This is a genomic window from Marinomonas sp. ATLA20 (assembly GCF_057180105.1).
The window spans coordinates 913057-936369 of record NZ_JBXUKU010000001.1 but is presented as its reverse complement, the minus strand read 5'-3'; the positions used below and the strand labels follow the sequence as shown (position 1 = coordinate 936369).

Here is a 23313-nt window from a genome sequence, read left to right as displayed (position 1 = left end):
TATCCTTCCTCCGCAAAGAGCGGCTTTTATGTCACCCATTATAGAGTGTCGTTCTTTAGGCAGTCTTTCAGGCTAAGGCGCTAAAAGTTTGCTATATAGCGAACAATACAACGCCAGCACGAAAAGTTTACTATATAGCAAACAAAACAAGAACTTTAGTGCTTCTTCTGATACGCAGAGAAGTCGATGACATTGTCCTTATGTTTCACCGCTTTTTGCTTCACGTCTTTGCCCTTATCTGCGCTGGGGTTGGCATTTTTTGGCTTGGTATTTTTCTGAATTCGTTCACCTTCCCCCAGATGAGCCACACCAGCGGGCAAAGATTTGAGCAATTCGGCGAGCGCTGCGTCGGCAGCGTTATTGTCCGCGTTGTTATCCATGTCATCTTCTAACAGATTATCTAGTGAGAAGGCTTGAAAGTAGTTTTTCGTTTCCAGTAAATTCGGTGTGATGGTTTTTTCTGGATCACAGGCAAAGGCGTTGAGCCATTGCAGTAAAAAGGCCTGAACGGGATAAAAGTAATCTTTTTGGCCTTTCACTTTACGGGGTATTTCACCCGTAAACAGGTTGAAGTCGAGTAAGTCTTCTTCCTCTTCGAGCATGAAGTCTTCATAACAATGACGTTGCAAATGCCAAGACACATCATTGATATGCGCTTGCGCGCTGCGGTCGTTGCGTTGGTAAAACACCGCGCCGTTGCCTAGCTCATGGCAAGCTTCTAACGATTCGGCGACGTCTTTTACATCCATATTATGCGGCGCTGTGATGCCCATAATATTCAGATACAAGTGCCCTTCGAAATCATTGATAAAGCTGGCAACATCGCCTTTACGCGGTGCCAACACAACCATGCTATAACGGGTATTGTAGTCCATCACGATTAAATATTTTTGACGCTTCACCGAGACACAATGCACCAACCAGTGCCACTCCGTGTCGTATGCGTCGGTGAGCTCTACACGGTTAGGAAACACCACGCCGTCTTTTGCCTGCTCGATGGCGTCGGTAATGGTTTTGTGTGGCGGCGTTTCCACACAGGTGCGTTTTTCGCCTTTCACCGTGGTGGTGAACAGTTCCACCGCGGCTTTGGTACAGTTAAACACCCACATGGGCGACCTCCGATGATGATATTAATGGGACGTTTCGGCTTCCAATACAACCCGACGTTTGCCTGTGAGTAACTGCTGCATCAAGGCTTTTTTCTCTTGCTGCAAATGCGCCAGTTTAGATTGTAAGGCGTCGATTTCTTGATCGGCTGCCGTGAGAACCGCCGCGATTTTTTGTTGTTCTGGGAGTGAAGGAGCAAAAAATATTATAGATTTTAGGTCTGTTAAACCAATCCTTCGACGAGTTGAACCCGTGCTCTTTGCAAGAGCTTTGTTTCGAAATTCTTTGTAGTTAATTATTTCTAAGACAAATCGGTTATCGAATTTATTCTCATCGACTGACAACCGAATTCCATCAGATGCCATAAGATATCTTTCATGAAAATTTGGGATAATTGTTGCACGGGCAACAGGATCTCCCATTTTAGAAATTATTATATCGTTTGGATAAATATTACAGCTTCTTAGAGAGTCTGCTTTTTCTTCAGATGTGTATATTTTATAACCATCATTAAAACAACCATCACCTATATTTTGTAACTGAATAATTCTTACACCGAAATCAACATAATCAGAGGATTTCAAATCAGAACCAAAAGGCCCACCAGTAAAGCTATATTTCTCTGGTTTTACAGTATCAATCAACTTAACCTCCTCCCACTTTTCACTAAACCCAGCAAAGCGCTTTTTGCCTGTAAGCAATTGTTGCATCAAGGCTTTTTTCTGCTGCTGACTGGCGGCGATGAGTTTTTCCGTGGTGGCAATCGCCTTGTCCCACGTTGAAAGAATTTCCGCGATCTTGCGTTGTTCTGGGAGAGGTGGAATAGGAACAACGATTTCTTTAATGATACCAGCACTTAGATTTTGTTGACCGCCACTATTTGCCAATTCTCGAATGCTTTCATATTGACTAACTAAATATTGGTAATAAAAATCGATGTCATAACCTTCCTTTAGAAGCAAAGCTGCACAAGCCTGATTGGTAGAAGCTTCAATACCCAATATCGCTACCTGGCCACGTGTTTTACCCTGTCCATACATTGCCATTAAAATAGTATTGGCTGGAAAAAGTTTTGCAGAAGAATTATCTAATCCACTTTTTGTGATTTTTTGCTGGGTGTCTAAAATTAAACCAAATTTAACTTCCGCTGTTGTAACCCAAGGAATATCACCATTCCAATACAATTCATTTTCACGGCTTGGCGTACCGCCAGAAGTCACCTTAGCAATTGTTTCAATCGTTCCAATATTCCATTTTTTAGGAAGCATTGTTCACAGCCCCTTTTTCGGTGAAACCCAACTCCTCTAGGTATCCGGCCATTTGTGCTTCTAGGTCGCTCAGTTCCGTTTGCAGCGCGAGTCGTTCTTGGCGCACGGCCATCAGGTCGATTTCGTCTTCTTCAACGAAGGTGTCTACATAACGCGGGATGTTAAGGTTGTAGTCGTTCTCGGCAATCTCTTCTAACGTCGCAAGATAGGAATATTTGTCGGTGGTTTCACGGTCTTTGTAGACTTGGACGATTTTCTGGATGTTGTCGTCCGTGAGAAAGTTTTGATTCTTGCCTTGTTTGAACGCTCGGGAGCCATCGATAAACAGCACTTTATTGTCGGTTTTGTGCTTCTTAAAAATCAAGATGGCCGCCGGAATGCCGGTACCAAAGAAGAGTTTTTCAGGCAAGCCGATCACGGTATCAAGCAGGTTTTCTTCGATCAATTTCTGACGAATTTTGCCTTCACTGGACGCACGAAATAACACGCCATGAGGCACCACCACGCCCATGCGGCCGTTTTCTTCGTTTAGGGTTTCGATCATGTGGGAAATAAAGGCGTAATCACCTTTGGTTTTCGGCGGCACACCGCGATGAAAGCGGTTGAATACGTCGTGCTCGGCGTTGTCATGGCCCCATTTTTCCAGACTGAATGGCGGATTGGCGGTTACCACATTGAAGCGCATTAAGGTGCGATTGCTCTCGTCCAGAATGTCGATCAAACGTGGGGTTCGTATGGTGTCGCCCCACTCGATGCGGTGGTTGTCTTCCCCATGGAGGAACATGTTCATTTTCGCCAACGACCAGGTAGAGCCGATGGATTCTTGACCGAACAAGGCGTAATTCTTAGAGCCATTGAAGTTCTTTTGGACTTGCTTACCACACTTCATCAACAAGGAGGCCGAGCCACAGGCTGGATCGCAAATGTTGTCGCCTTCTTGGGGTTCTAACAGGATGGACAATAAATCCGAAACTTCCGGCGGCGTGTAGAATTCCCCTGCGGATTTACCACTGCTAGCGGCAAAATGCTTGATCATATATTCGTAGGCGTTGCCGATCACATCCAAAGAACCAACTCGGCTGGGGCGCAGGTTAAGCGTTTCTTTGCCGAAGTCTTCTAATAAATGACGTAGCAGCTCGTTCTTTTGCTTTTCTTCACCGAGTTTGTCGGTATTAAAGCTGATGTCTTGGAAGACGTTTTTCAGCTTTGCGCCGTTGGCTTCTTCGATGGCGTGAAGTGCTTTGTCGATGCGTGTGCCATTGCCCGCTTGATGGCGCTGCTCGTACAGATCCCAAAAGGTCGCGCCGTCTGGAATCAGAAACGATTGGCTGGTCATCATGGCTTGCACCATCTCGGGTGCATCGGCGAATTGCTTGGTAAGGTCGTCGAGTTTGTCTTGGCGTACATCGGAAATGTATTTCAAGAACAACATGGTCAGCACAAAGTCTTTGTAGATGGAGGAATCAATAGTGCCACGGAAAGTGTCACACGCAGCCCAAACGGCGCTGTTGACTTCGTTTTGATTGATATTGCTCATTTTCATTCCTGAATGGTGTCACGTTTGATATATAAATGGTGGATAGAAAGGCGCTCTATCATAATTTGCCGACTATTTTGCCACACCCAGATAAGAGCTCCACAGCTTATCACTCAAAAAATAATTTTTATTAATTTATTTGACACCTACTCTCGAGTAATTCCCCACACTTCTCCTATTTCGAATAGCAACACACAAAATTGATAACAATGGTTGATTTTTTGAATCTCCAATGCTAAAAATACACAACATCACAAATATAGATATACCTGTAAAGTACTTCACAAGCAAAACAAAGGAGCTAACATGACTGAATTAAGGTTTGCTACACGATTAAATTCCTTCGCCTCTGGTGCGCATAAATACTGGCCAGGACTGAAAGGTAAGCCTAGCGTTTTACAAATGATTGAGCGCGCAGCGACCGCTGATGGCTTAACACATGTCGACTTAAACTACCCTCAACACATCACAACAGACATCAGCACTATACGTAATAAGCTGGAAGAGCTAGGGTTAGCGGTCAATGGTATGCAGATGCGTTGGGATGCCCCTGAGTTTAAAATCGGCGCCTTTACTAACCCTGATCCAGAAGTCCGCAGACAAGCCATCGAACTGACTAAACGAGGCATTGATGCAGGCCGAGAGTTTGGCTCTAACCTAATGACACTCTGGATGGGGCAGGATGGCTTCGACTATTGCTTCCAAGCAGATTATAAAAAAATCTGGGAAGACGCTGTCAGCGCACTACGTGAAATCGCAGAATATGCACCAGACTTTGACATCAGCATTGAATACAAACCGAATGAGCCTCGTGCTTACTGCATTTTCCCTAATGTCACAACGTGCCTACTTGCGATTGAAGAAGCTGGCTGCGACAACTTAGGTGTAACTCTCGATTTTGCCCACGTTTTATATGCAAACGAAATCCCTGCTTATGCCGCTGCAATGGTGGCTCGCCGATCCAAATTAATGGGGCTAGATTGCAATGATGGTTGGGGCAAACGAGATGATGGCCTTATGGTCGCTTCAGTTAACCCTAGAGCCACATTAGAATTTTTATGGCAAATGAGAAAAGACGGTTATGACGGCGCGTATTATTTTGACACTTTTCCAGATGCTAGTGGGCTTGATCCAGTTCGCGAAGCAGAAACCAATATTGCCACCGTCAAGCGCTTATTAGGTTTATGTGACAAATTAGATAACAACTCAGAATTAGCTGCCGCCATAGAAAAACAAGATGCCGTTGCATCACAGCAAATTGTTAACGACATTTTGTTTATGAAATAGCGAAAATTCGCTGAACATAGTTAAAAAAACACAATAAAAACAAAAGGTGAATTATGAAAAAGTCCATTATCACATTGCTTGCTTGCAGCACATTAACCGCTAATCTTTGGGCGGCTGACCTCCCAAAGCTCAACCCTGATACAGAAAAGGATCGTACTGACTGGACTGAGCTGACAGAAAAGTATGGCCCAGCCCCAAAAGCAAATAGCAAACTGAAAATTGCTGGCATCTCCAAAACTTTGACCAATGCTTATTGGCGCTCCTTGGGAGATGGTTATAAAAATATCGCCGAAAGGGATGGCTTTATGACCGTTTATCAAGCCGCAGCAAACGAAGGTGACCAACTAGGTCAACTATCCATTGCTGAGACGTTAATAACTCAAGGATTTGATGGCCTACTGGTATCGCCACAAACAGATTCAAATTTACAACCCGCTTATGAGTCAGCAAAACGAAAAGGAATACCAGTTGTAAACGTGAATGATGCAGTCATGCCGAACGCCCAATACTATGTTGGTAATGTTCAAAAGGATAATGGTGTACGCGTTGCTAAATGGTTTATCGAACACCATCCTGAAGGTGGCAAGTTAGCTATCATCCAAGGACAGGCTGGTGTTTTTGCCGCTCGCCAACGTACTGAAGGTTTTGAAGAAACCATCAAAGCAAATGGAAAATTCCAAATTGTAGCATCCATTCCGGCTAATTGGAGCCGAGAAAAAGCCTATAATGCAACTTCAACTATTCTTCAGCAACACCCTGATTTAGTGGGTATTTATGCTAACAACGATGGCATGGCTTTAGGGGTTGTTGAGGCGGTTAGAGCTACTAAGAAATCTAAGCAAGTTGCTGTGTTTGGTACTGATGGCATTGCTGATGCTTACAATTCTATAAAGCGTGGTGAATTAACAGGTACCGTGGATAGCTTTCCTGTATTGACAGGAGAAGTCGCAATGAATGTGTTATTGCGCATTCTGGATGGACAAGCAATTTCACGAGTGGTTTCTACTCCACAGGCCTTAATCACCAAAGACAATGTTGATGCATTTTTAGCCGCTAAAAAGTCTAAAGACAATCAGCAATTACTCAACCTTCTAACTAAATAACTAAACTTGGAGGGGCTATGGACTGTTCTCGCTTAATCATGCATGAAATTACGAAATCCTATGGCAATTTCATGGCCATTGAAAATATAACCCTAGATATAAAAAAAGGAGAAATACACGCGTTAGTTGGAGAAAATGGTGCAGGGAAGTCCACCCTTCTAAACATCTTATCTGGAGTTCGCGAAGCGAACTCCGGCACGATTGAAGTTGATGGCAACACGATAGAAATGAAGTCACCTCTATCCGCTCGATCTGCTGGTATAGCGATGATCCATCAAGAACTACAACTTATTCCAGAACTATCAGTCACCCAGAACATGTTTTTGGGCAAACCCTTGACCCGCTCAGGAGGGCTTTTTGTTAATAAAAAGGCTCAATGCGCTAAAGCCAAGCAGATCCTTGAGCGTTTAGATCCAAGTATTGATCCAAATGAGCCTGTCAAAAATCTAAAAGTAGCTCAACAACAAATTGTTGAAATTGCTCGCGCCCTGTTAGATAACGCTAGACTTATTGCCATGGATGAGCCTACATCCAGCCTTACGCCGACAGAGTTTGAACGACTTGCGAGTCTTATTTTGTCTCTAAAAGACACCGGAGTATCTTTCATTTATGTTTCTCACAAAATGGATGAGGTATTCAAGGTCTGCGATCGAGCAACCATTCTCCGAGACGGTCGTTATATAGACACCGTGCATATAAAAGACGAAACAGAAGAAAGCATAGTGACAAAAATGGTGGGCAGAAAAGTTGAAAAAGTAGCTCATCAATCCTTTGTTACCGACAAAGAAATTCTAAAAGTGGTCAACTTGTCCCGTGAAAAAGCTGTCCACCCCACAAGTTTTTGTGTGCATGCAGGCGAGGTTCTAGGGGTGGCAGGTCTCGTCGGTGCAGGCAGAACTGAACTGCTAAAACTCATCTCTGGCGTCGACCCATTATCAGATGGAGCCGTATTTATTGATGGGAAAAAGATTGAAAAACTAAATGTAGATTCCGCCATCAAAGCTGGTATTGGACTTGTTCCGGAAGAGCGAAAAAAAGAAGGCATCATCAAAGACCGTTCTGTCACTATTAATATGGCGCTACCTTCACTTAAAACTTTCACATCTTCAGGCGTATTACAGAAAGCGGCGCTAAACAAAAAAGCGTTCAAAATTATGTCAGATCTAAACCTACGACCTCTGGATGTAGAAAGGCCAATTGGCACACTAAGTGGCGGCAATCAGCAAAAGGTTATCATTGGCCGCTGGATTGCTGCAGACGCTAAAGTCTTCTTATTCGATGAACCCACACGCGGTATAGACATTGGGGCTAAATCTGAAATTTATAACTTGATTGAACAACTCGCTCAGGCAGGCAAAGCGATTATAGTCGTCTCTTCTGAAATGACAGAAATTATTCGTATCTGTGATCGGGTTCTCGTCATGAAGGAAGGCGAAGTCACCGCGGAATTAAGTGGAGAAGAGATTAACGAAGAAATGATCGCCCACTGCGCTATTAACAACACGACTCACTACCATTAAAAGAATAATAGGACAATATAATGAAAACAACAGAAAATGCCTTGCCTAAACTACAGTCTTCGATGATTTTTAAATTTAATCTCCGTAATGCCGGAACATTAATCGGTTTATTAATCATTGCTGCAACTTTTTCATTTTTAACGCCAAACTTTTTAACCATTCCAAATATTTTGATTATCTTGCAACAGTCATCCATTAATGCGGCGATTGCCCTCGGTATGACATTGGTCATCATCTCTGGCGGCATAGATCTTTCAGTAGGTTCTGTTGCTGCTATTTCAGCCGTTATTGGCGCTACGCTCATGACGGCTGGCGTGCCTGTTCCGTTTGCAGTAGCTGGTGCCTTAATGGTAGGTGCTTTAAGTGGTGTATTTAGCGGAGCATTAATTGCCTACGCTGGACTACAGCCTTTTATTGTTACATTAGGTGGCCTTTCATTATTTCGTGCAGCCTCGTTAATCTATTCAGACGGCAACCCTATTTTTGGTATTCCTGTTGAGTTTCGAGACTTCATGAACGGTCAAATTTTTAGCATTCCACTACCTGTTGTTTTAGTCTTGCTTATTACTCTACTACTTTGGGTTATCATGAACAAAACTCCTCTTGGCGAATATATTTTGTCCATTGGTGGTAATGAAGAGGCCGCTCGAATAGCGGGTGTACCGGTAAAAAGAACCAAGATTACCGTTTATGTTATTTCAGGAATTCTGGCTTCCTTTGCTGCACTAGTCTTAGTCGGACGCCTAGGTGCTGCAGACCCAACAATGGGAAATTTATGGGAACTAAATGCCATCGCTGCAGCTGCTATTGGTGGCGCGTCATTAATGGGCGGAAAAGGCAGTGTGGTTGGTACTCTAATTGGCGCTGTGATTTTAGGCACTTTGAGTAACGGTTTAACCCTTTTGAACATACAAGCCTTCTATCAATTACTTGCAACTGGCCTCATAATTATCGTTGCCATGTTAATTGACCGAGCAACCAGAGGTAAATAATGACACAAGATCCTAGAGCAATTGGCGCACAAATCCGCATGAGACTGCCTCAACTCACACAACTGGAAAAACGAGTAGTTGAGTCGGTCATGTCTAAGAGCGACATCTCAGAAAAAACGTCGCTCAAAGCCATTGCCCTTGAGAATAACGTGTCTGAAGCGATGGTAGTAAAAGTAGCTAAAAAACTAAATTTCTCAGGATTTCGAGCATTTAGGACCGGCCTTATTTACTACAAAAACTCAGATGTCGCGAACTTACACGCTGAGATTGAGCCAAATGACTCTTCAGAAGCCTTGCTTGAAAAAGTATTTAAAACTTCGATTCAGGCGATTGAAGAAACTTTATCTGTTCTCGATATTTATCAATTTAACCGAGCCGCAGATATTATATTCAAAGCGAAGCACATTGATCTTTATGGCGTCGGAGGGTCTTCTTCCGTCGCTCGTGATTTATCTCATAAGTTATTAAAAATCGGAATAAAAGCCATGGTTCATGATGATGTTCATATCATGATGATGTCTTCTGCGATTCTAACCGATGATGATGTGGTTATTGCAATTAGCCACTCAGGCATGACAAAAAGCGTGATTGAGCCGATAAAACTAGCCTCTCAAAATGGTGCAAAGGTGATAGCAATCACCAACTATGATGAATCACCATTAGCGCAATGTGCCGACATTGTTTTGAACTCAACCTCCCAAGGGTCACATTTACTCGGAGAAAATGCTGCGTCAAGAATTGCCCAATTAAACATTCTAGACGCATTATTTGTCGCCATTGCCCAAAAAGATCTTAAAAAAGCCGAGCAGAACTTAAATAAAACTCAACAAGCCGTGCAAAATTTAAGAGAGTATTAACATGAATACAATATTAGTCGTTGGCAGCTTACACTACGATATTATGATAAACGCTCCACACCAACCAGAAACCGGAGAAACGGTTATTGGTACAAACTGTGCTTATAAGTTTGGCGGTAAAGGCGGTAATCAAGCTGTCTCCGCAGCAAAGTCTAACGTACATACACGCTTTGCTGGCGCTATCGGCGACGATACAAACGGTCAATTTTTACTATCTGAACTAAAACAACATTCAGTAGACACTCAGTTTATTGATGTCATTCCTAGTACACCTTCTGGCATGAGCGTTGCTATTACTGATGCAGATAACGATTATTCCGCTGTGGTTATTCCGAACGCAAACACTCAGATTAATATAGAAATGTTCTATAAGGCAGAAATTTGGGAAAATATTTGTCTATTAGTGCTGCAAAATGAGCTTCCAGAGCACATAAACCTTATAGCAGCACAAGAAGCTAAAAAAAGAGACATCAAAGTTTGCCTCAATGCAGCCCCAGCTAAAATGCTCTCAGAGAGCTTTAAAAAACACATAGATGTACTTGTGGTCAACGCTATTGAGGCTCGAGATATGTCTGGCGTAACCGTCAACAATCTAACATCGGCAGCCAAAGCAGCTGTGCTTCTCAATAAAATCTACCCTACTGTCATAGTTACGGCGGGTGAATATGGCGTAGCTTATTCAGAACAGTCTGGCACACATGGTGAGTTAGCCGCAGAAAAAATACAGCTCATCAGCACTCATGGTGCTGGCGATTGTTTTATGGGGGTTCTATGTGCTTCCTTGGCGGGTAATACGGCACTTAAGGACGCTATTGGCAAGGCAAACAAAGCCGCTGCCGTTCATGTCTCGACACCACATAAATAACCAAAAAAAGGCGAACCGGTTAATTGGTTCGCCTAAAGCGGTTGTTACATTATCGGTTCAGGGAATCGAGGTAACTACTCAAGCATGTTGGTAATAACCGTATTCGTTTTCGTATTCTTCATAGATGTCGCGTGGCATTTTCTTCTGCGGTCTCATCTTATGAAAAGCGGCTTTGAGGCGCGTGGCTTTGTGCTGTAGTCGCTCAATACGTCGTGTCACAGTTCGGCTTGTTCGGCCAGCGGCGCTGTCTATTGCCGAATAAAGATCGGCTTGCTGTTCACTAATCACCACTTCTTTTTGGCCATTGAGTTTGACCAAAACTTGGCAGTGTTTGTCTTCACCGCCTTTTGGACCATTCACGTCGGTAAGCGTGACGGTCACTCGTTGAATATTGTCATAACGGGAATTCAAGGCAAAATTAAGACGACGTTTCACATACGCTTTTAGGCTTTTGGTAAGAGCTAGACGACGCGCTTGTACTTTGATTCTCATCTTGTTCTCCTTCACTCATGAATGAGTAAGTTATGTTGGAAACTTCAAGTTACTAACAAATACTCTTAAGATATAATCGAATTATTTATGTAAATAATCAGTTTTTCTCGAAGTATTGGTGAAATATGATCAATTTCAAACATTTGCATTATTTTTGGATGGTGGCAAAGCAAGGCAGCATTACAAAAGCCAGCGAACATTTGCACATAACACCGCAAACCATCAGCGGGCAGATTAGTTTGCTAGAAGAGCAACTGGGTAAAGATCTATTTAGCAAAGTCGGACGCAACCTAGAATTAACGAATACCGGCCACATGGTATTGAGCTACGCCGATGAAATTTTTTCCTTGGGTAGCGAGCTGGAACAATCGGTACGCATCGCGTCAGGTGATCGAACACAATTACTACGTATTGGCATTGCGGATTCGATTCCAAAATCTATTGCGTATCGTTTGCTGGCTCCCGCCATGTCGTTAGAAGATCCGGTAAGACTTGTCTGCAAAGAAAACAGTTTAGAAGATTTGCTGGGCGAGTTAGCCCTACATAAATTAGACATGATCATTGCTGATGGCCCAATCCCACCTCACCTGGCGGTACGCGGCTTCAATCATTTTTTGGGGGAATGTGGCACATCGTTTATGGCTGCCCCCAATTTAATAGAGCAGGTTGAAGGAGACTTCCCAGCATGCTTGAGGAGCGCGCCATTTTTAATTCCCAGCGACCAATCCTTAATACAAATCCAACTTTTACAATGGCTTGAAAAGCACCATCTTCATCCAAAAATCATGGGTGAATTTGACGACCGAGCCTTAATGAAAACCTTCGGTCAAGCAGGCGCGGGCGTGTTCATTGTCCCTTCCGCCATTGCCAACGAAGTGGCGAAGCAGTTTAAAGTCGAGATCATCGGCAGCACAGAAGAAATACGCGAGCAGTTCTTCGCCATTGCTACCGAGCAACGCCTATCCAACCCCGCTATAGTTGCCATTACCGATGCTGCAAAAGGCTGGCTAAAGCATCAATAGTAAATAAAAGTAGCAGTACTTAAAGACTCTCTTTCACGCCTTTTTTAGCTCGCGCCATCAGATCAGACGGTTTGATTTGCCAGACTAATTTGAAGCCTTTAGCGCCTAAATAGAGAAACAACACTGGGATCAATACAGTATTGAAGGCAAACAACGCCAATAAAGTAAGGAAGTCGTTTACCAAACCATTGAGGGTTTCCACATACTCACTGATCTTGTCTTTAAAATGACTCAGCCCGAACGTACTTTGTTTAATAGAGGCGAAAAAACCTTGGTCTTCTAAAGTAAGATTGCCAAGGTCGTCTATGGATTGCTGCAAAGCCTCAATCTTACTTTTCGACATTTTGATGTCTTGCTCTGTACGTTGACGTTCGCCCATTAAAAGGCTCTGTTGCGTTCGCAGCCCAGCTAGCACGTTATCGTTATTAAACAGAATATCTAAAGTAGACAAGGTTTCTTTACGCGCGGCTATTTGACGATTGAGAGATTCATTTTGAGCGGTCAAATCCACCAAACGCTCATCCCGTTTCGATAGGGTTTGCTGCTCTTCATCCAGCTTAATTTGTAATATTTGTTTGTCTTTATCAAGGGACTGTTTAAGATCCGCTGCGACACCTAGCCCTGTCGTAACCTCGTTCATCTCGTCAGAATGTATTTGGATTTTATCCATGGTTTGCGTCTTTTCTTCATTCAAAAAAGACGCATCGACCAAAGCAGATAACAATACCACCAGCACCAATAAGAACTTCGCACCAACGGCTGTCACAAAGACTTTATAAGCCACTTCGGTAAAACGGCTTTTTGTCCAATACAAATAACCAAACAGCAAACCCGACAAAGTAACAAAGGCTTTGAAATACACAGTAGCAATAATTTTTAACAGAATGCTTTGGAAAATAAGCGACGAGATTGCCACTTTCATTACACCAGAAAAATCTTCGACCATGTCGTTGAATGGATCTAATAACTCGCCAATAGTGACGGAGCTGACAAACACACTGATTTGAATACTTTGCAGCACAGACACAGTGGCATTAAATAATTTGGCTAAGCCAAAGGCACTTAACGCCTGCACCAAAGAAGAAGAAACATAATCGGACGCCTTATCATCTAGAAAGCCCCACCAAGAAAAAACAATTGCCACGGCAATAGCAAGATAATAAGCGTTTAGTTTGCTTTGTTGCTTGATCATGTATCACCTCTTTATCGCAGCTCCCATTGGTAGCAACCAAGGGTGAATACGAATCTTTCTCAATTGAAACTAGAACATCGCTTTTTAATCGTTATACTATCTACTTACATTTGAAGTAGCCATCGAAGGAACGAACGCGCAACACTCACCTCCCACTTTTGCGATTAGGTAATGAAAGAGACCATTCAACTAACGTCATTAGACCCAAGTGACGAATTATCCCCATTCGTTGAAAGCTTTTGGATGATCGAAAATCCAAGCGATGAAGATGAAGAACTTTCCACCTTCCCTGATGGCGGCATTGATTTGTATTTTTTCCACAATGCCGAATATCCGCTGCATATTTCCTTGGTTGGACTAGAAACAGACGCCAAAGTAGGCGCCATGCCCAAACACTCTGTATTACTGGGTGTTCGCTTAAAAATACTGGCCGCAGAGTATTTATTAAGCACGTCTGTCGCCGACATTCTGAATGATCGCATTACACTCGACATTGGCTTCGCGGGCATAGAACTAAACGACCTAAAAAGCCTGGATACTTTTGCTAATAAGCTCAGTTTATATTTTGCTTCACAGCTGACAGCGCCAATAGACTCTCGAAAAAAAGTCATGTCAGAACTGATTTATAAGACCCACGGTTCAATAACAGTGACTGAAATATCTCAAGCAGCAAATTGGAGCAGTCGCCAAATCAATCGCTATTTTAATAAGTGGCTTGGCTTACCGCTAAAAAGCTACTGTGACATTTTGCGGTTTCGCCACAGCTTCGACTCACTCAAGGTGGGCGAACTCTTTCCCAAAGAAGGTTTTAACGACCAATCTCACTATATCAAATTGATCAAAAAATACTCTAGCCTGACACCTAAGCAACTGGCTCAAGACGAAAACGACCGATTTATACAATTATATTCTGAAGATTAACTCTATCATCCGACTCGTTTTACAATTGATTATGAGATTCATTCCCATAAAAACCCACTCATTGCTTTGTAATTCCTAACGACCTCGCTCCTTTATTTCGCACTCTATTTGATTGGCATGGCACAAATATAATATGAAGATGATTATCGTTATTACCATTGTTTCTGCATTTTTGAGCAATGCATGGGCTACAGACAACTCACGCTTCCCTATTACGATTCAACACGCTTTTGGCTCGACAACGATTACTCATAAACCAAAACGCGTGGCGACGGTGGCTTGGGCAAACCATGAAGTGCCGCTCGCCCTAGGAATCGTTCCCGTTGGTTTTGCTGCTGCAACCTTTGGAGACGACGATAACGACGGTTTGTTGCCTTGGGTGGCTGCACGGCTCAAAAAACTTAATGCCAAGACGCCAGTGTTATTCGATGAAGGCGATGGAATCGATTTCGAAGCGGTCGCCGCCACACAACCCGATGTTATTCTGGCGGCTTACTCCGGCTTAAGCCAATCCGATTACGACACACTAAGCATGATAGCGCCTGTCGTCGCTTTCCCAGACAAACCTTGGTCTACCAACTGGCGCAGCATGATTCGCATCAATAGTACTGGGCTGGGAATGGCGGAAGAAGGCGAAGACCTCATTAACAGCATTGAAAAAGATATCGCCAAGCGTGTTGATCAATACCCAGAGTTAAAAGGCAAATCCGCCATGTTTATCACCCATCTGGATCCAACCGATTTAAGTGTTATTCGCTTTTACAGCGCCAATGATACCCGTGTGAAGTTTTTTGATGACCTCGGCATGCACTCTCCGCAAAGCATCAAAGACATCAGTAAAGATGGGCTCTTCTCTGGCGAAAGCAGCATTGAGCAAATAGACATGTTTAACGACGTAGACATTTTCGTTACCTATGGCAATGAAGAGTTGCTGGCGCCTTTAGAATCAAACCCACTTATGTCAAAAATGCGTGCGGTTAAAAATGGCTCTATTGTCATGCTGGGCAATAGCAAAATGGCGACTGCAGCTAATCCGACGCCACTGTCTATTACTTGGGTGTTAGATGATTACCTTCAAGCTCTTGCAGAAGCGGCACGTAAAGCCAAATGAGCCAAAGCAACGCCAAACATAAAGGTCTTTTACAACAGAAGCCCATTGCCTTATTCGTCGTCCTAGTCGCTTTACTGCTGTTGTGCTTTTCCTCTATTGCCATTGGCACGAGGGAGGTTACTTGGCAGGAAATAATAGGCGCCTTACAAGGACAGATGAACACCATGGGGGAAGCCTCTGTCACCATGCGCCTACCACGCACAGTGCTTGCCATCATTGCTGGCTGCGCCTTGGGATTATCGGGTGCCATTATGCAAAGTGTGACCCGCAACCCATTAGCGGATCCAGGGATCCTTGGCGTTAATGTCGGTGCCGCTTTCTTTGTAGTTATTGGGCTAGCGTGGTTTGGTATTAACCAACTGCAAACCTATGTGTGGCTCGCCATATTGGGGGCTGGCATAACGGCCATCTTTGTCTATTTCATTAGTTCGTTAGGTTACGGCAAATCCACTCCGCTCAAATTCGCTTTAGCGGGTGCCGCCACGTCTGCGGCACTGTCTTCTTTTATTGTGGCTGTCGTCTTGCCAAGAAATGACATTGCCGGCAGTGCCAACTCTTGGCAAATAGGCGGCGTCGGTGGCGCCACCTTTGATAGCATACAGCTCGTACTGCCCTTCTTAATCGTTGGTTTTTTACTCAGTGTTTTTGTGGCTAGAAAGCTCAATACGCTGGCGCTTGGGGACGATATCGCCGCTGGACTAGGTGAAAATGTCGCTTGGATTCGTGCCATCGCTTGGCTGTCTGCAGTTTTACTCTGTGGGGCCACAACCGCCATTTGTGGCCCTATCGGCTTTGTTGGTCTCGTGGTTCCGCATTTATGTCGACTACTTGTCGGAGTGGACAACCGCTGGTTGCTCATTTTTTCAGCGCTTGTCGGCGCATGCTTATTATTAAGTGCGGATGTGTTAGGACGCATTATAGCAAGACCAAGCGAACTCTCGGTTGGCGTTGTGACCGCCTTCGTTGGCGCACCTTTCTTCATCTGGATTGTCCGTCGACAACGAGTGAAAGAGTTATGATTAACACAAACTCAACGCTCGCACGCGTTACCAATGGACGAAAAAACCGATCCAAGCGCTGGAAATGCGTGGCTAGCTTACTTTGCTTATTGGCTGTGGCTGCGCTTTCAATCACCTTAACCTTGGGGCAATCCTTCACTCCACCACAAGACGTTATAAAGGTTTTGCTTGGTGAAAACGTCCCTGGTGCGTCTTTTGTGGTGGGTCAGTTGCGCATCCCCAGAGCCATTATTTCTCTTCTTGTCGGCATGAGCTTTGGTATGGCTGGCGTGGCATTCCAAGTCATGCTGAGAAACCCATTGGCTAGCCCCGATATTATCGGAGTAAGTTCAGGTGCAACTGCTGCCGCAGTGTTTGCCATTATTGTGCTGCACATGGATGGTGCCAGTGTGGCCTTCTTCTCAATCGCCGTAGGCTTGTTGGTTGCCTTAGCGGTCTACGGTTTGTCCTATCGAAATGGAGCATCAGGTGCTCGACTGATTCTGGTTGGTATTGGCGTCTCTGCGATGATCGAAAGCTTTATTGTGTATTTACTATCACAAGCTCAAGCATGGGACCGTCAAGAAGCCATGCGTTGGCTAAGCGGAAGTGTCAACTCCGCACAAATCCATCAAGCCTTGCCGCTAATCATTTCTTTATTGATATTTGGTGGATTTTTACTAAGTCGAAGCAGAGATTTAGAAGCATTAAGAATGGGTGACGATACCGCTCACGCATTGGGTGTTCGTGTCGGCATGACTCGCCTTAGCGTTATTGTTTCGGCTGTTGGACTGATTGCGGTGGGAGTCGCGATAACAGGGCCTATTGCGTTTGTGGCTTTCTTATCAGGCCCCATTGCGGTTCGCCTTGTGAAGAACAATGGCTCGCTGCTGATTCCTTCTGGTTTAGTGGGCGCATGCTTGGTGATGTGCGGTGATTATATCGGACAATTCTTGCTGTCAAGTCGCTATCCTGTTGGCGTGATTACTGGCGCTCTAGGCGCGCCCTACCTTATTTATCTTATTATACGTGTTAACCGTAAAGGTGGCTCACTATGACACTAAAACACCAACTCGTTGTCGACCATCTTGCCGCTGGTTATGGTGAAAAAACCATCCTTAACGACATCAATATAGACATTAAACCCGGTCAAATTACATCTATCATTGGCGCCAATGCCTGCGGAAAATCTACCTTATTGCGCACTATGTCACGCTTATTATCGCCGTCTAATGGTCATGTCTTACTGGATGGCAGATCGATACACAACACGCCAACACGACAACTAGCGCAAACGCTTGGCTTATTACCTCAATCCCCCATTGCACCGGAAGGCATTACGGTCAGCGATCTAGTCAGCCGTGGCAGGCACCCACATCATGGATTCCTATCAAGGTGGCGCAAAGAAGACGATGAAGCCATTGCCAAAGCACTAGAAACCACCAAAACCACAGAGCTTTTGGACAGAGAAATAGACGAACTATCGGGTGGTCAACGCCAGCGAGTCTGGATCGCCATGGCATTAGCACAAGAAACCGACATATTGCTGTTAGACGAGCCAACCACCTTCTTGGACGTCGCTCATCAAATTGAAGTACTTGACCTGCTGGTCGACCTAAACCAAACCCGTGGCACCACCATCGTATTGGTATTGCACGACCTTAATCTGGCAGCGCGTTATTCAGACCAGCTTATCGCCATACGACAAGGTCAAGTATGTGCCAATGGAACGCCAAACGAGGTGGTAACAGAAGACATGATTCACGCTGTTTTTGGCCTACAGAGCCAAGTCATCACAGATCCTATTTCCGGCAGCCCAATGGTTTTGCCAATTGGGCGACACAAGAGAATAAAACACACTTAAACAAAGCAAATTGAAACCGTTAATTATTACAAATTTTAATCAATAATCATTAGCAATACTGTTTTCATAACATAAAATTATAGAGGAACCTGAAATGAACAAGAAAAGCACTCTTCCCTTGAAGTTAAAGCAAAGCCACTGTGCTGCCGCGACACTTTTCTGCTACTCCGTACTAACACCAATAGCTGGTTATGCAGAAACAGAAAGTGAAGCAGGCACCTTTCGACTTTCCCCTATCATCGTCAATGATCAAGCCATAGCCGATGATGACTCTGAGTCTGTTGTAGCAAAAGAGTTATGGGTCGGTGGTAAAGTCGCCACCAGCATTCAAGACACACCGGCGTCTGTCTCTGTCATCACTGAAAAAGAAATCAAGCAACGTGACGCCAGCACCACAGAAGAAATCTTAGAATATTCTCCAGGAATGGTCACAGGCTACTATGCTGCTGATGATCGTAATGACTACTTTCAGATTCGTGGCTTTAGCGCCACAACCTACCGCGATGGGCTCACTCTTGGTTCCATGAGAGGTATTAGAGAAGACGCTTATGCCTTCGAACGCGTTGAAGTGATCCGTGGTGCGAACTCCACCTTATTCGGCCCAGCAGACCCAGGTGGATCCATTAACTTTGTGAGTAAACAACCAAAATTCTATAGCTTTAATAATGCCTTCGTCACCTATGGCTCTAATGACCATAAAGAAGTAGGGATAGATGTTGGCGACACACTGGATGAAGACAAAACGTTGGCTTACCGACTAACCGGTAAAATAAAAGACAGTGACCGAGAATACGATTACTCAAAAGACGATTCGCAATTCATCATGGGCGGCCTTTCTTGGGAGCCTAATGACAACACCAGAGCCAACCTAATTGTTGACTACTTAAAAACCGACTCTTCACCAAACAGTGGTGGCTATCCTGCTGGTAAAGACTACGACAGCAGCTTATTTTACGGTGAACCTGATTATAATTCCCACGATGTAGAGCGAACCAACATCAGCGCCAATGTTACCCACAAGCTTGATAACGGCTTCAAAATTATTTCCAACGTACGATACAGTGATGCCGAAGACAGCTTTGGTTACTTGTATCTAAGCAAATATTCTAGCGACACATCAGGCACTACTATGGGGCGTGACTATTATGCCCAAGCTTCCAAGCTAGAGCAGTTGAATGGTAATCTGCTAGGTCAGTATGACATCAGTTTTGACCGACTAGACAGCAGTACTGTATTTGGTGTTGAGTATCAGGATGCAACAACCGATTCCACTACCTACTATGGAAGCGCTTCAAGTATTGATATTAATAATCCAGTTTATTCTGGCGCTCCTGCAAATACGCCTGTCTACGGAAACACAAAAACTGATTACCAAACAAAAGCTGTGTTGATTCAACAAAATTTTGCTTTAGACGATAAATACATCCTGACTCTTGGCGCGCGTCACGACGACATTGATGTTCGTCAAATGAACTATTTAACCAGCACCAAGTCATCAAATGACTTTTCAGAAGACACCTTCCGCTCTGCATTTACATATAAATTTAACGATGAGGTGTCTGCCTACATAAGCCAAGTAGAGTCAGTAGCACCACCATCAGCGACAAGTACCAAAATTGTCCGCGGCGACCAGACTGAGGTCGGTGTTAAATACTCACCCAGTAATATGAATGCCCTGTTCTCTATTGCTGTTTACGATCTTGAAAAAAGCAATGTAGAAACTTCATCTTTCCAAAGTAGCGGCATCGTTCGTGAAACCATTGGTAAAAACCAAGTGAAAGGTGTGGATCTAGAAGCTCGAGCGGAGTTAACCGATAATTTAAGCATCTCAGGTGGTTACTCATACATGGAACCAAAAATTACCAAAGATGATACCTACGAAGGTAAAACGATCTCATATACACCCAAGCATTCCGCTTCTGTATGGGGACATTACACACTTCCACGCCAAGACATGTCTATCGGTCTAGGGGCTCGTTACATCGGCTCCTACTACTTCACTAATACCAACGATTCAAAAAGTGAATCGGCTGTCATAGTCGATGCTTCTTTTGGCTATGAGGTTACACAAGATACCCAACTTTCTATGAATATCAGCAACTTGCTTGGTAAAGAATACGTTGCAGGTTCTGGTTCAGCAGATTTCTATAACCCTGGCCGAGATATCACTCTTACTTTAAACCACAGCTGGTAAACAGCACTGATGCAATAAATCGAAAACCATCCCTTTTTTGAGCCAGTATGGATATTCATACTGGCTTTTTTTGGCCACGACTTTTTCAAGAACAATAAATTCAAGAATAATAAAGCGCTGAAATCATCAGAATTGATTACTTTTTTACATGTGGGGGAATCAAAAATGGTACGCCCGAGAGGATTTGAACCTCCGACCTTCGCCTCCGGAGGGCGACGCTCTATCCAGCTGAGCTACGGGCGCATGACTTGTTACGTGGCGCTAAATAGCTTTGTATGAAACAAAGCGGCCAGAACAAATTGGAGTGCGTATTCTAAAGGAAATTCTTCAGGTTTCCAGTGCTTAATGACGGAAAGCCGCAGATTCATGTTTTTATCTGCTTTTCTCTCATTTACCTAGTGGTTGAAGTCGAGGATAATTCTCTCACTGTTCACTTATTCATGTTATCAGGAGCGTCTCTACCGATGCAATGCAAGCGTTTCCCGCTCAGTTTTACAGCCCTTTTATTTAGTGGTTTCGCTATGAGCTTGCTGCTGAGCAATTCGGCGCATGCCGCACGTTCAGGCGAGGCACTTTACAACAGTTTTTGCATTGCCTGCCACATGAATGGCGTTGCAGGCGCGCCGAAATTTGGTAATAAGGCTGATTGGCAACCACGCATTGAAAAAGGCATTGATACCTTATTAAAAGATGCGACAAGTGGCTATAAAGCCATGCCACCAAAAGGCTTGTGCTTTGATTGCAGTGAAAACGAACTCCGTGATGCAATTCAATATATGATCGACAAGAGTTCAGACTCTTAATCGATTATGATTTAGCCGTTCAACATGGCTTTTAGTGCCGATAACGAAGCTTGGCCTCGCTCTTTTTTACTGCTTTCACCTTCGTCACTGCGCCCTTCCCAAACAAGATCTTCTTCTGGTAATTCATCCAAGAATCGACTCGGTAAACAGTCGATTTCTTCGCCATATTGGCGACGTTTCGCGGCCAAGGTAATACACAAGGTCTTTTTCGCTCGAGTAATCCCCACATAAGCCAATCGACGCTCTTCTTCGATGTCGTCGTTCTCTATGCTGTTTCTATGAGGTAACAGTTCCTCTTCACAACCAATCAAAAACACATGGGGATACTCCAAGCCCTTGGAGGCATGAAGCGTCAGTAATTGCACCTTGTCTTCGTCTTCCTCTTCTTCTTGGCGTTCGAGCATGTCGATCAATAACAGCTTACTAATCGCTTGATCCAAGCCAGCTGTTTCATCTTCTTCCCATGCAGACTCCATCATGCGCTGAATGGAATCCAGCAAGAAGCGCACGTTTTCGATGCGTCGATCGCCTGCTTTATTGGAAGAGGTTTGCTCTTGAATCCAGCCGTAATAATCCATGTCGTGAATCATTTGCTCAATCACTGGAACAGGTGAAGCGCCTTCCAGGCGTTGGCGTAGATTGGACATCCAACGTTCGAACTCCTGCAAGCTTTTTAATGAACGCCCTGTCACTATGTCTTCCAGTTCTCTGTAACCCGATGCTTCAAACAAACTTACGCCGCGCTCGGTGGCCAAGTTACCGACCTTTTCCAGCGTTGCAGGTCCAATTTCTCGGCGTGGTAAGTTCACGATACGCAAAAAGGCATTGTCGTCCGATGGGTTCACCAAGAGACGTAAATAACTCATTAAGTCTTTGATTTCCGCACGCGAGAAAAACGACGTACCGCCGTTCATTTTGTAAGGAATACGGTAGGCTTGCAGCTTGATTTCCAACAGACGCGCTTGGTGATTACCACGATATAAGATGGCAAAATCTCGGTAAGGAATTTCATGGCGTAAATGGCGTGATTGAATTTCCGCCGCTACACGTTCTGATTCGGCGTCTTCGTTACGGGTCACCATAACACGAATCGGGTCGCCCTCTTCGTGATCACTCCACAAGGCTTTATCGTAAATATGCGGATTGTTGGCGATCAAGGTGTTGGCCGCTTTCAATATGGTTTTAGTCGAGCGATAATTTTGCTCCAACTTAACCAGTTTTAAACTCGGGTAATCAACAGACAAGCGCTCAAGGTTTTCAGGACGTGCGCCACGCCACGCATAAATAGATTGGTCATCATCGCCCACCAGAGTAAAACAACGACGAAATCCAGCTAATAAACGAATCAATTCATACTGGCTGGCGTTGGTGTCTTGGCACTCATCCACCAGCAAGTAGCGGACTTTGTTTTGCCAACGATCACGCAACTCAGCATCGGCCATTAACAAACTAACCGGCAATAAGATCAAATCGTCGAAATCTACTGCGTTGTAAGCGCGCAAATAACGCTGATATTGCACATACACTTGCGCCGCTAGCAGAAACTCTTCGGTATCTGCATTGGTCATGGCTTCTTGCGGTGTGGTTAAGTCATTTTTCCAGTTGGAAACCGTATTTTGACAGTAAGCGGCAGAGTCAGTTTGACCGTTAAACTCTTTATCGAGGATTTCTTTGATCAGACTAAGAGAGTCTTGGGAATCAAATAGGGTGAAGCCTTCTTTTAAACCCGCACGGCGATATTCTTTACGAAGAATCCGTAAGCCTAAATTGTGGAAAGTCGAGATACTCAAGCCGCGGCTTTCTTGTTTAGACAACATGCCCACCACACGCTCTTTCATTTCTCGCGCAGCTTTATTGGTAAAAGTCACCGCGATAATACTGTTAGCTTTGAAGCCACATGTTTGAATCAGATAGACAATCTTTGTGGTGATAACGCTGGTTTTTCCCGATCCAGCACCCGCCAATACTAGCAAAGGACCATCGATCTGTTTGACGGCGTCTAGCTGACGCTCATTCAAATTACGAAGACGATGGGATATGGATGGCATTGACTCACTCATGGAAAAACTCTGGCTCGTATGGCTATTAAAAATCAGCCGTAAGTGTACCCGACAATAAAGAATCTCGCACTGTGATAACCACGCAACCGACATAAAAAAGGGATGCACAAATGGCATCCC

The 23313-nt window shown here is 44.2% G+C and carries 20 protein-coding genes and 1 tRNA gene; 14 read left to right on the top strand and 7 right to left on the bottom strand.

The window, feature by feature from the left end; all coding sequences use genetic code 11:
- Positions 1-155: 155 nt before the first annotated feature.
- From AC2A4J_RS04265 to AC2A4J_RS04255, 3 genes are read right to left on the bottom strand one after another with little or no spacing between them, the layout of a single operon-like run.
- Positions 156-1109 carry a DUF6933 domain-containing protein gene (locus tag AC2A4J_RS04265; RefSeq protein ID WP_484175060.1) on the bottom strand — a complete coding sequence of 318 codons (954 nt, stop codon included), beginning with the start codon at positions 1107-1109 and terminating at the stop codon, positions 156-158.
- A 21-nt stretch (positions 1110-1130) separates the two neighbouring features.
- Positions 1131-2375, bottom strand: coding sequence for a restriction endonuclease subunit S (locus AC2A4J_RS04260; RefSeq protein WP_484175059.1), 1245 nt, complete (start codon positions 2373-2375; stop codon positions 1131-1133).
- Complete coding sequence (locus tag AC2A4J_RS04255; protein ID WP_484175058.1) at positions 2365-3912, bottom strand: type I restriction-modification system subunit M; 1548 nt, start codon at positions 3910-3912, stop codon at positions 2365-2367. The genes AC2A4J_RS04260 and AC2A4J_RS04255 overlap by 11 nt, the downstream gene beginning before the upstream one ends.
- Before the next feature lie 306 nt (positions 3913-4218).
- On the opposite strand from AC2A4J_RS04255, the gene AC2A4J_RS04250 reads away from it, so the two are divergent.
- From AC2A4J_RS04250 to AC2A4J_RS04225, 6 genes are read left to right on the top strand one after another with little or no spacing between them, the layout of a single operon-like run.
- A complete protein-coding gene (locus AC2A4J_RS04250) occupies positions 4219-5199 on the top strand; it encodes a sugar phosphate isomerase/epimerase family protein (protein WP_484175057.1) in 981 nt (326 codons plus the stop codon).
- A 53-nt stretch (positions 5200-5252) separates the two neighbouring features.
- Positions 5253-6302 carry a sugar ABC transporter substrate-binding protein gene (locus AC2A4J_RS04245; RefSeq protein WP_484175056.1) on the top strand — a complete coding sequence of 350 codons (1050 nt, stop codon included), beginning with the start codon at positions 5253-5255 and terminating at the stop codon, positions 6300-6302.
- A gap of 17 nt (positions 6303-6319) precedes the next feature.
- Complete coding sequence (locus tag AC2A4J_RS04240; protein ID WP_484175055.1) at positions 6320-7822, top strand: sugar ABC transporter ATP-binding protein; 1503 nt, start codon at positions 6320-6322, stop codon at positions 7820-7822.
- 20 nt (positions 7823-7842) lie between these two features.
- Positions 7843-8814: an ABC transporter permease gene (locus AC2A4J_RS04235; protein WP_484175054.1), complete on the top strand. Its 972-nt coding sequence runs from the start codon at positions 7843-7845 to the stop codon at positions 8812-8814.
- Entirely contained in the window at positions 8814-9671 is an 858-nt protein-coding gene (locus AC2A4J_RS04230) for a MurR/RpiR family transcriptional regulator (protein WP_484175053.1), read from the top strand. The genes AC2A4J_RS04235 and AC2A4J_RS04230 overlap by 1 nt, the downstream gene beginning before the upstream one ends.
- Before the next feature lies 1 nt (position 9672).
- On the top strand, positions 9673-10536 hold the full coding sequence (locus tag AC2A4J_RS04225) for a ribokinase (RefSeq protein ID WP_484175052.1): 864 nt from the start codon (positions 9673-9675) through the stop codon (positions 10534-10536).
- A 78-nt stretch (positions 10537-10614) separates the two neighbouring features.
- On the opposite strand, the gene AC2A4J_RS04220 is transcribed toward AC2A4J_RS04225, so the two are convergent.
- The gene (locus AC2A4J_RS04220) at positions 10615-11028 is read right to left on the bottom strand and encodes an HPF/RaiA family ribosome-associated protein (RefSeq protein WP_255827957.1); all 414 of its coding nucleotides are present in this window, start codon (positions 11026-11028) and stop codon (positions 10615-10617) included.
- 125 nt (positions 11029-11153) lie between these two features.
- Here AC2A4J_RS04220 and nhaR point away from each other — a divergent pair, with 125 nt between their 5' ends.
- Positions 11154-12050, top strand: coding sequence for a transcriptional activator NhaR (gene nhaR / locus AC2A4J_RS04215; protein ID WP_484175051.1), 897 nt, complete (start codon positions 11154-11156; stop codon positions 12048-12050).
- Positions 12051-12069: 19 nt separating this feature from the next.
- Here nhaR and AC2A4J_RS04210 read toward each other — a convergent pair whose 3' ends face one another.
- Entirely contained in the window at positions 12070-13242 is a 1173-nt protein-coding gene (locus tag AC2A4J_RS04210; RefSeq protein WP_484175050.1) for a hypothetical protein, read from the bottom strand.
- A gap of 171 nt (positions 13243-13413) precedes the next feature.
- Here AC2A4J_RS04210 and AC2A4J_RS04205 point away from each other — a divergent pair, with 171 nt between their 5' ends.
- The 6 genes from AC2A4J_RS04205 (at position 13414) to AC2A4J_RS04180 (ending at position 20330) form a co-directional block, all read left to right on the top strand.
- Positions 13414-14163 carry a DUF6597 domain-containing transcriptional factor gene (locus AC2A4J_RS04205; protein WP_484175049.1) on the top strand — a complete coding sequence of 250 codons (750 nt, stop codon included), beginning with the start codon at positions 13414-13416 and terminating at the stop codon, positions 14161-14163.
- 133 nt (positions 14164-14296) lie between these two features.
- Positions 14297-15274, top strand: a complete 978-nt coding sequence (locus AC2A4J_RS04200) for an iron-siderophore ABC transporter substrate-binding protein (RefSeq protein WP_484175048.1) — start codon at positions 14297-14299, stop codon at positions 15272-15274.
- Positions 15271-16293 (top strand): FecCD family ABC transporter permease, encoded by a 1023-nt coding sequence (locus tag AC2A4J_RS04195; RefSeq protein WP_484175047.1) that lies wholly within the window; start codon positions 15271-15273, stop codon positions 16291-16293. Before AC2A4J_RS04200 ends, AC2A4J_RS04195 begins: the two co-directional genes overlap by 4 nt.
- Entirely contained in the window at positions 16290-17330 is a 1041-nt protein-coding gene (locus AC2A4J_RS04190) for a FecCD family ABC transporter permease (RefSeq protein ID WP_484175046.1), read from the top strand. The genes AC2A4J_RS04195 and AC2A4J_RS04190 overlap by 4 nt, the downstream gene beginning before the upstream one ends.
- Positions 17327-18136, top strand: a complete 810-nt coding sequence (locus AC2A4J_RS04185) for an ABC transporter ATP-binding protein (RefSeq protein ID WP_484175045.1) — start codon at positions 17327-17329, stop codon at positions 18134-18136. Before AC2A4J_RS04190 ends, AC2A4J_RS04185 begins: the two co-directional genes overlap by 4 nt.
- Before the next feature lie 94 nt (positions 18137-18230).
- Positions 18231-20330: a TonB-dependent siderophore receptor gene (locus tag AC2A4J_RS04180; RefSeq protein WP_484175044.1), complete on the top strand. Its 2100-nt coding sequence runs from the start codon at positions 18231-18233 to the stop codon at positions 20328-20330.
- 166 nt (positions 20331-20496) lie between these two features.
- On the opposite strand, the gene AC2A4J_RS04175 is transcribed toward AC2A4J_RS04180, so the two are convergent.
- Positions 20497-20573, bottom strand: a tRNA-Arg gene (locus AC2A4J_RS04175).
- 221 nt (positions 20574-20794) lie between these two features.
- Here AC2A4J_RS04175 and AC2A4J_RS04170 point away from each other — a divergent pair.
- A complete protein-coding gene (locus AC2A4J_RS04170; protein WP_484175043.1) occupies positions 20795-21133 on the top strand; it encodes a c-type cytochrome in 339 nt (112 codons plus the stop codon).
- 11 nt (positions 21134-21144) lie between these two features.
- Here AC2A4J_RS04170 and rep read toward each other — a convergent pair whose 3' ends face one another.
- Positions 21145-23193, bottom strand: coding sequence for a DNA helicase Rep (gene rep / locus AC2A4J_RS04165; protein ID WP_484175042.1), 2049 nt, complete (start codon positions 23191-23193; stop codon positions 21145-21147).
- Between the last annotated feature and the right edge of the window lie 120 nt (positions 23194-23313).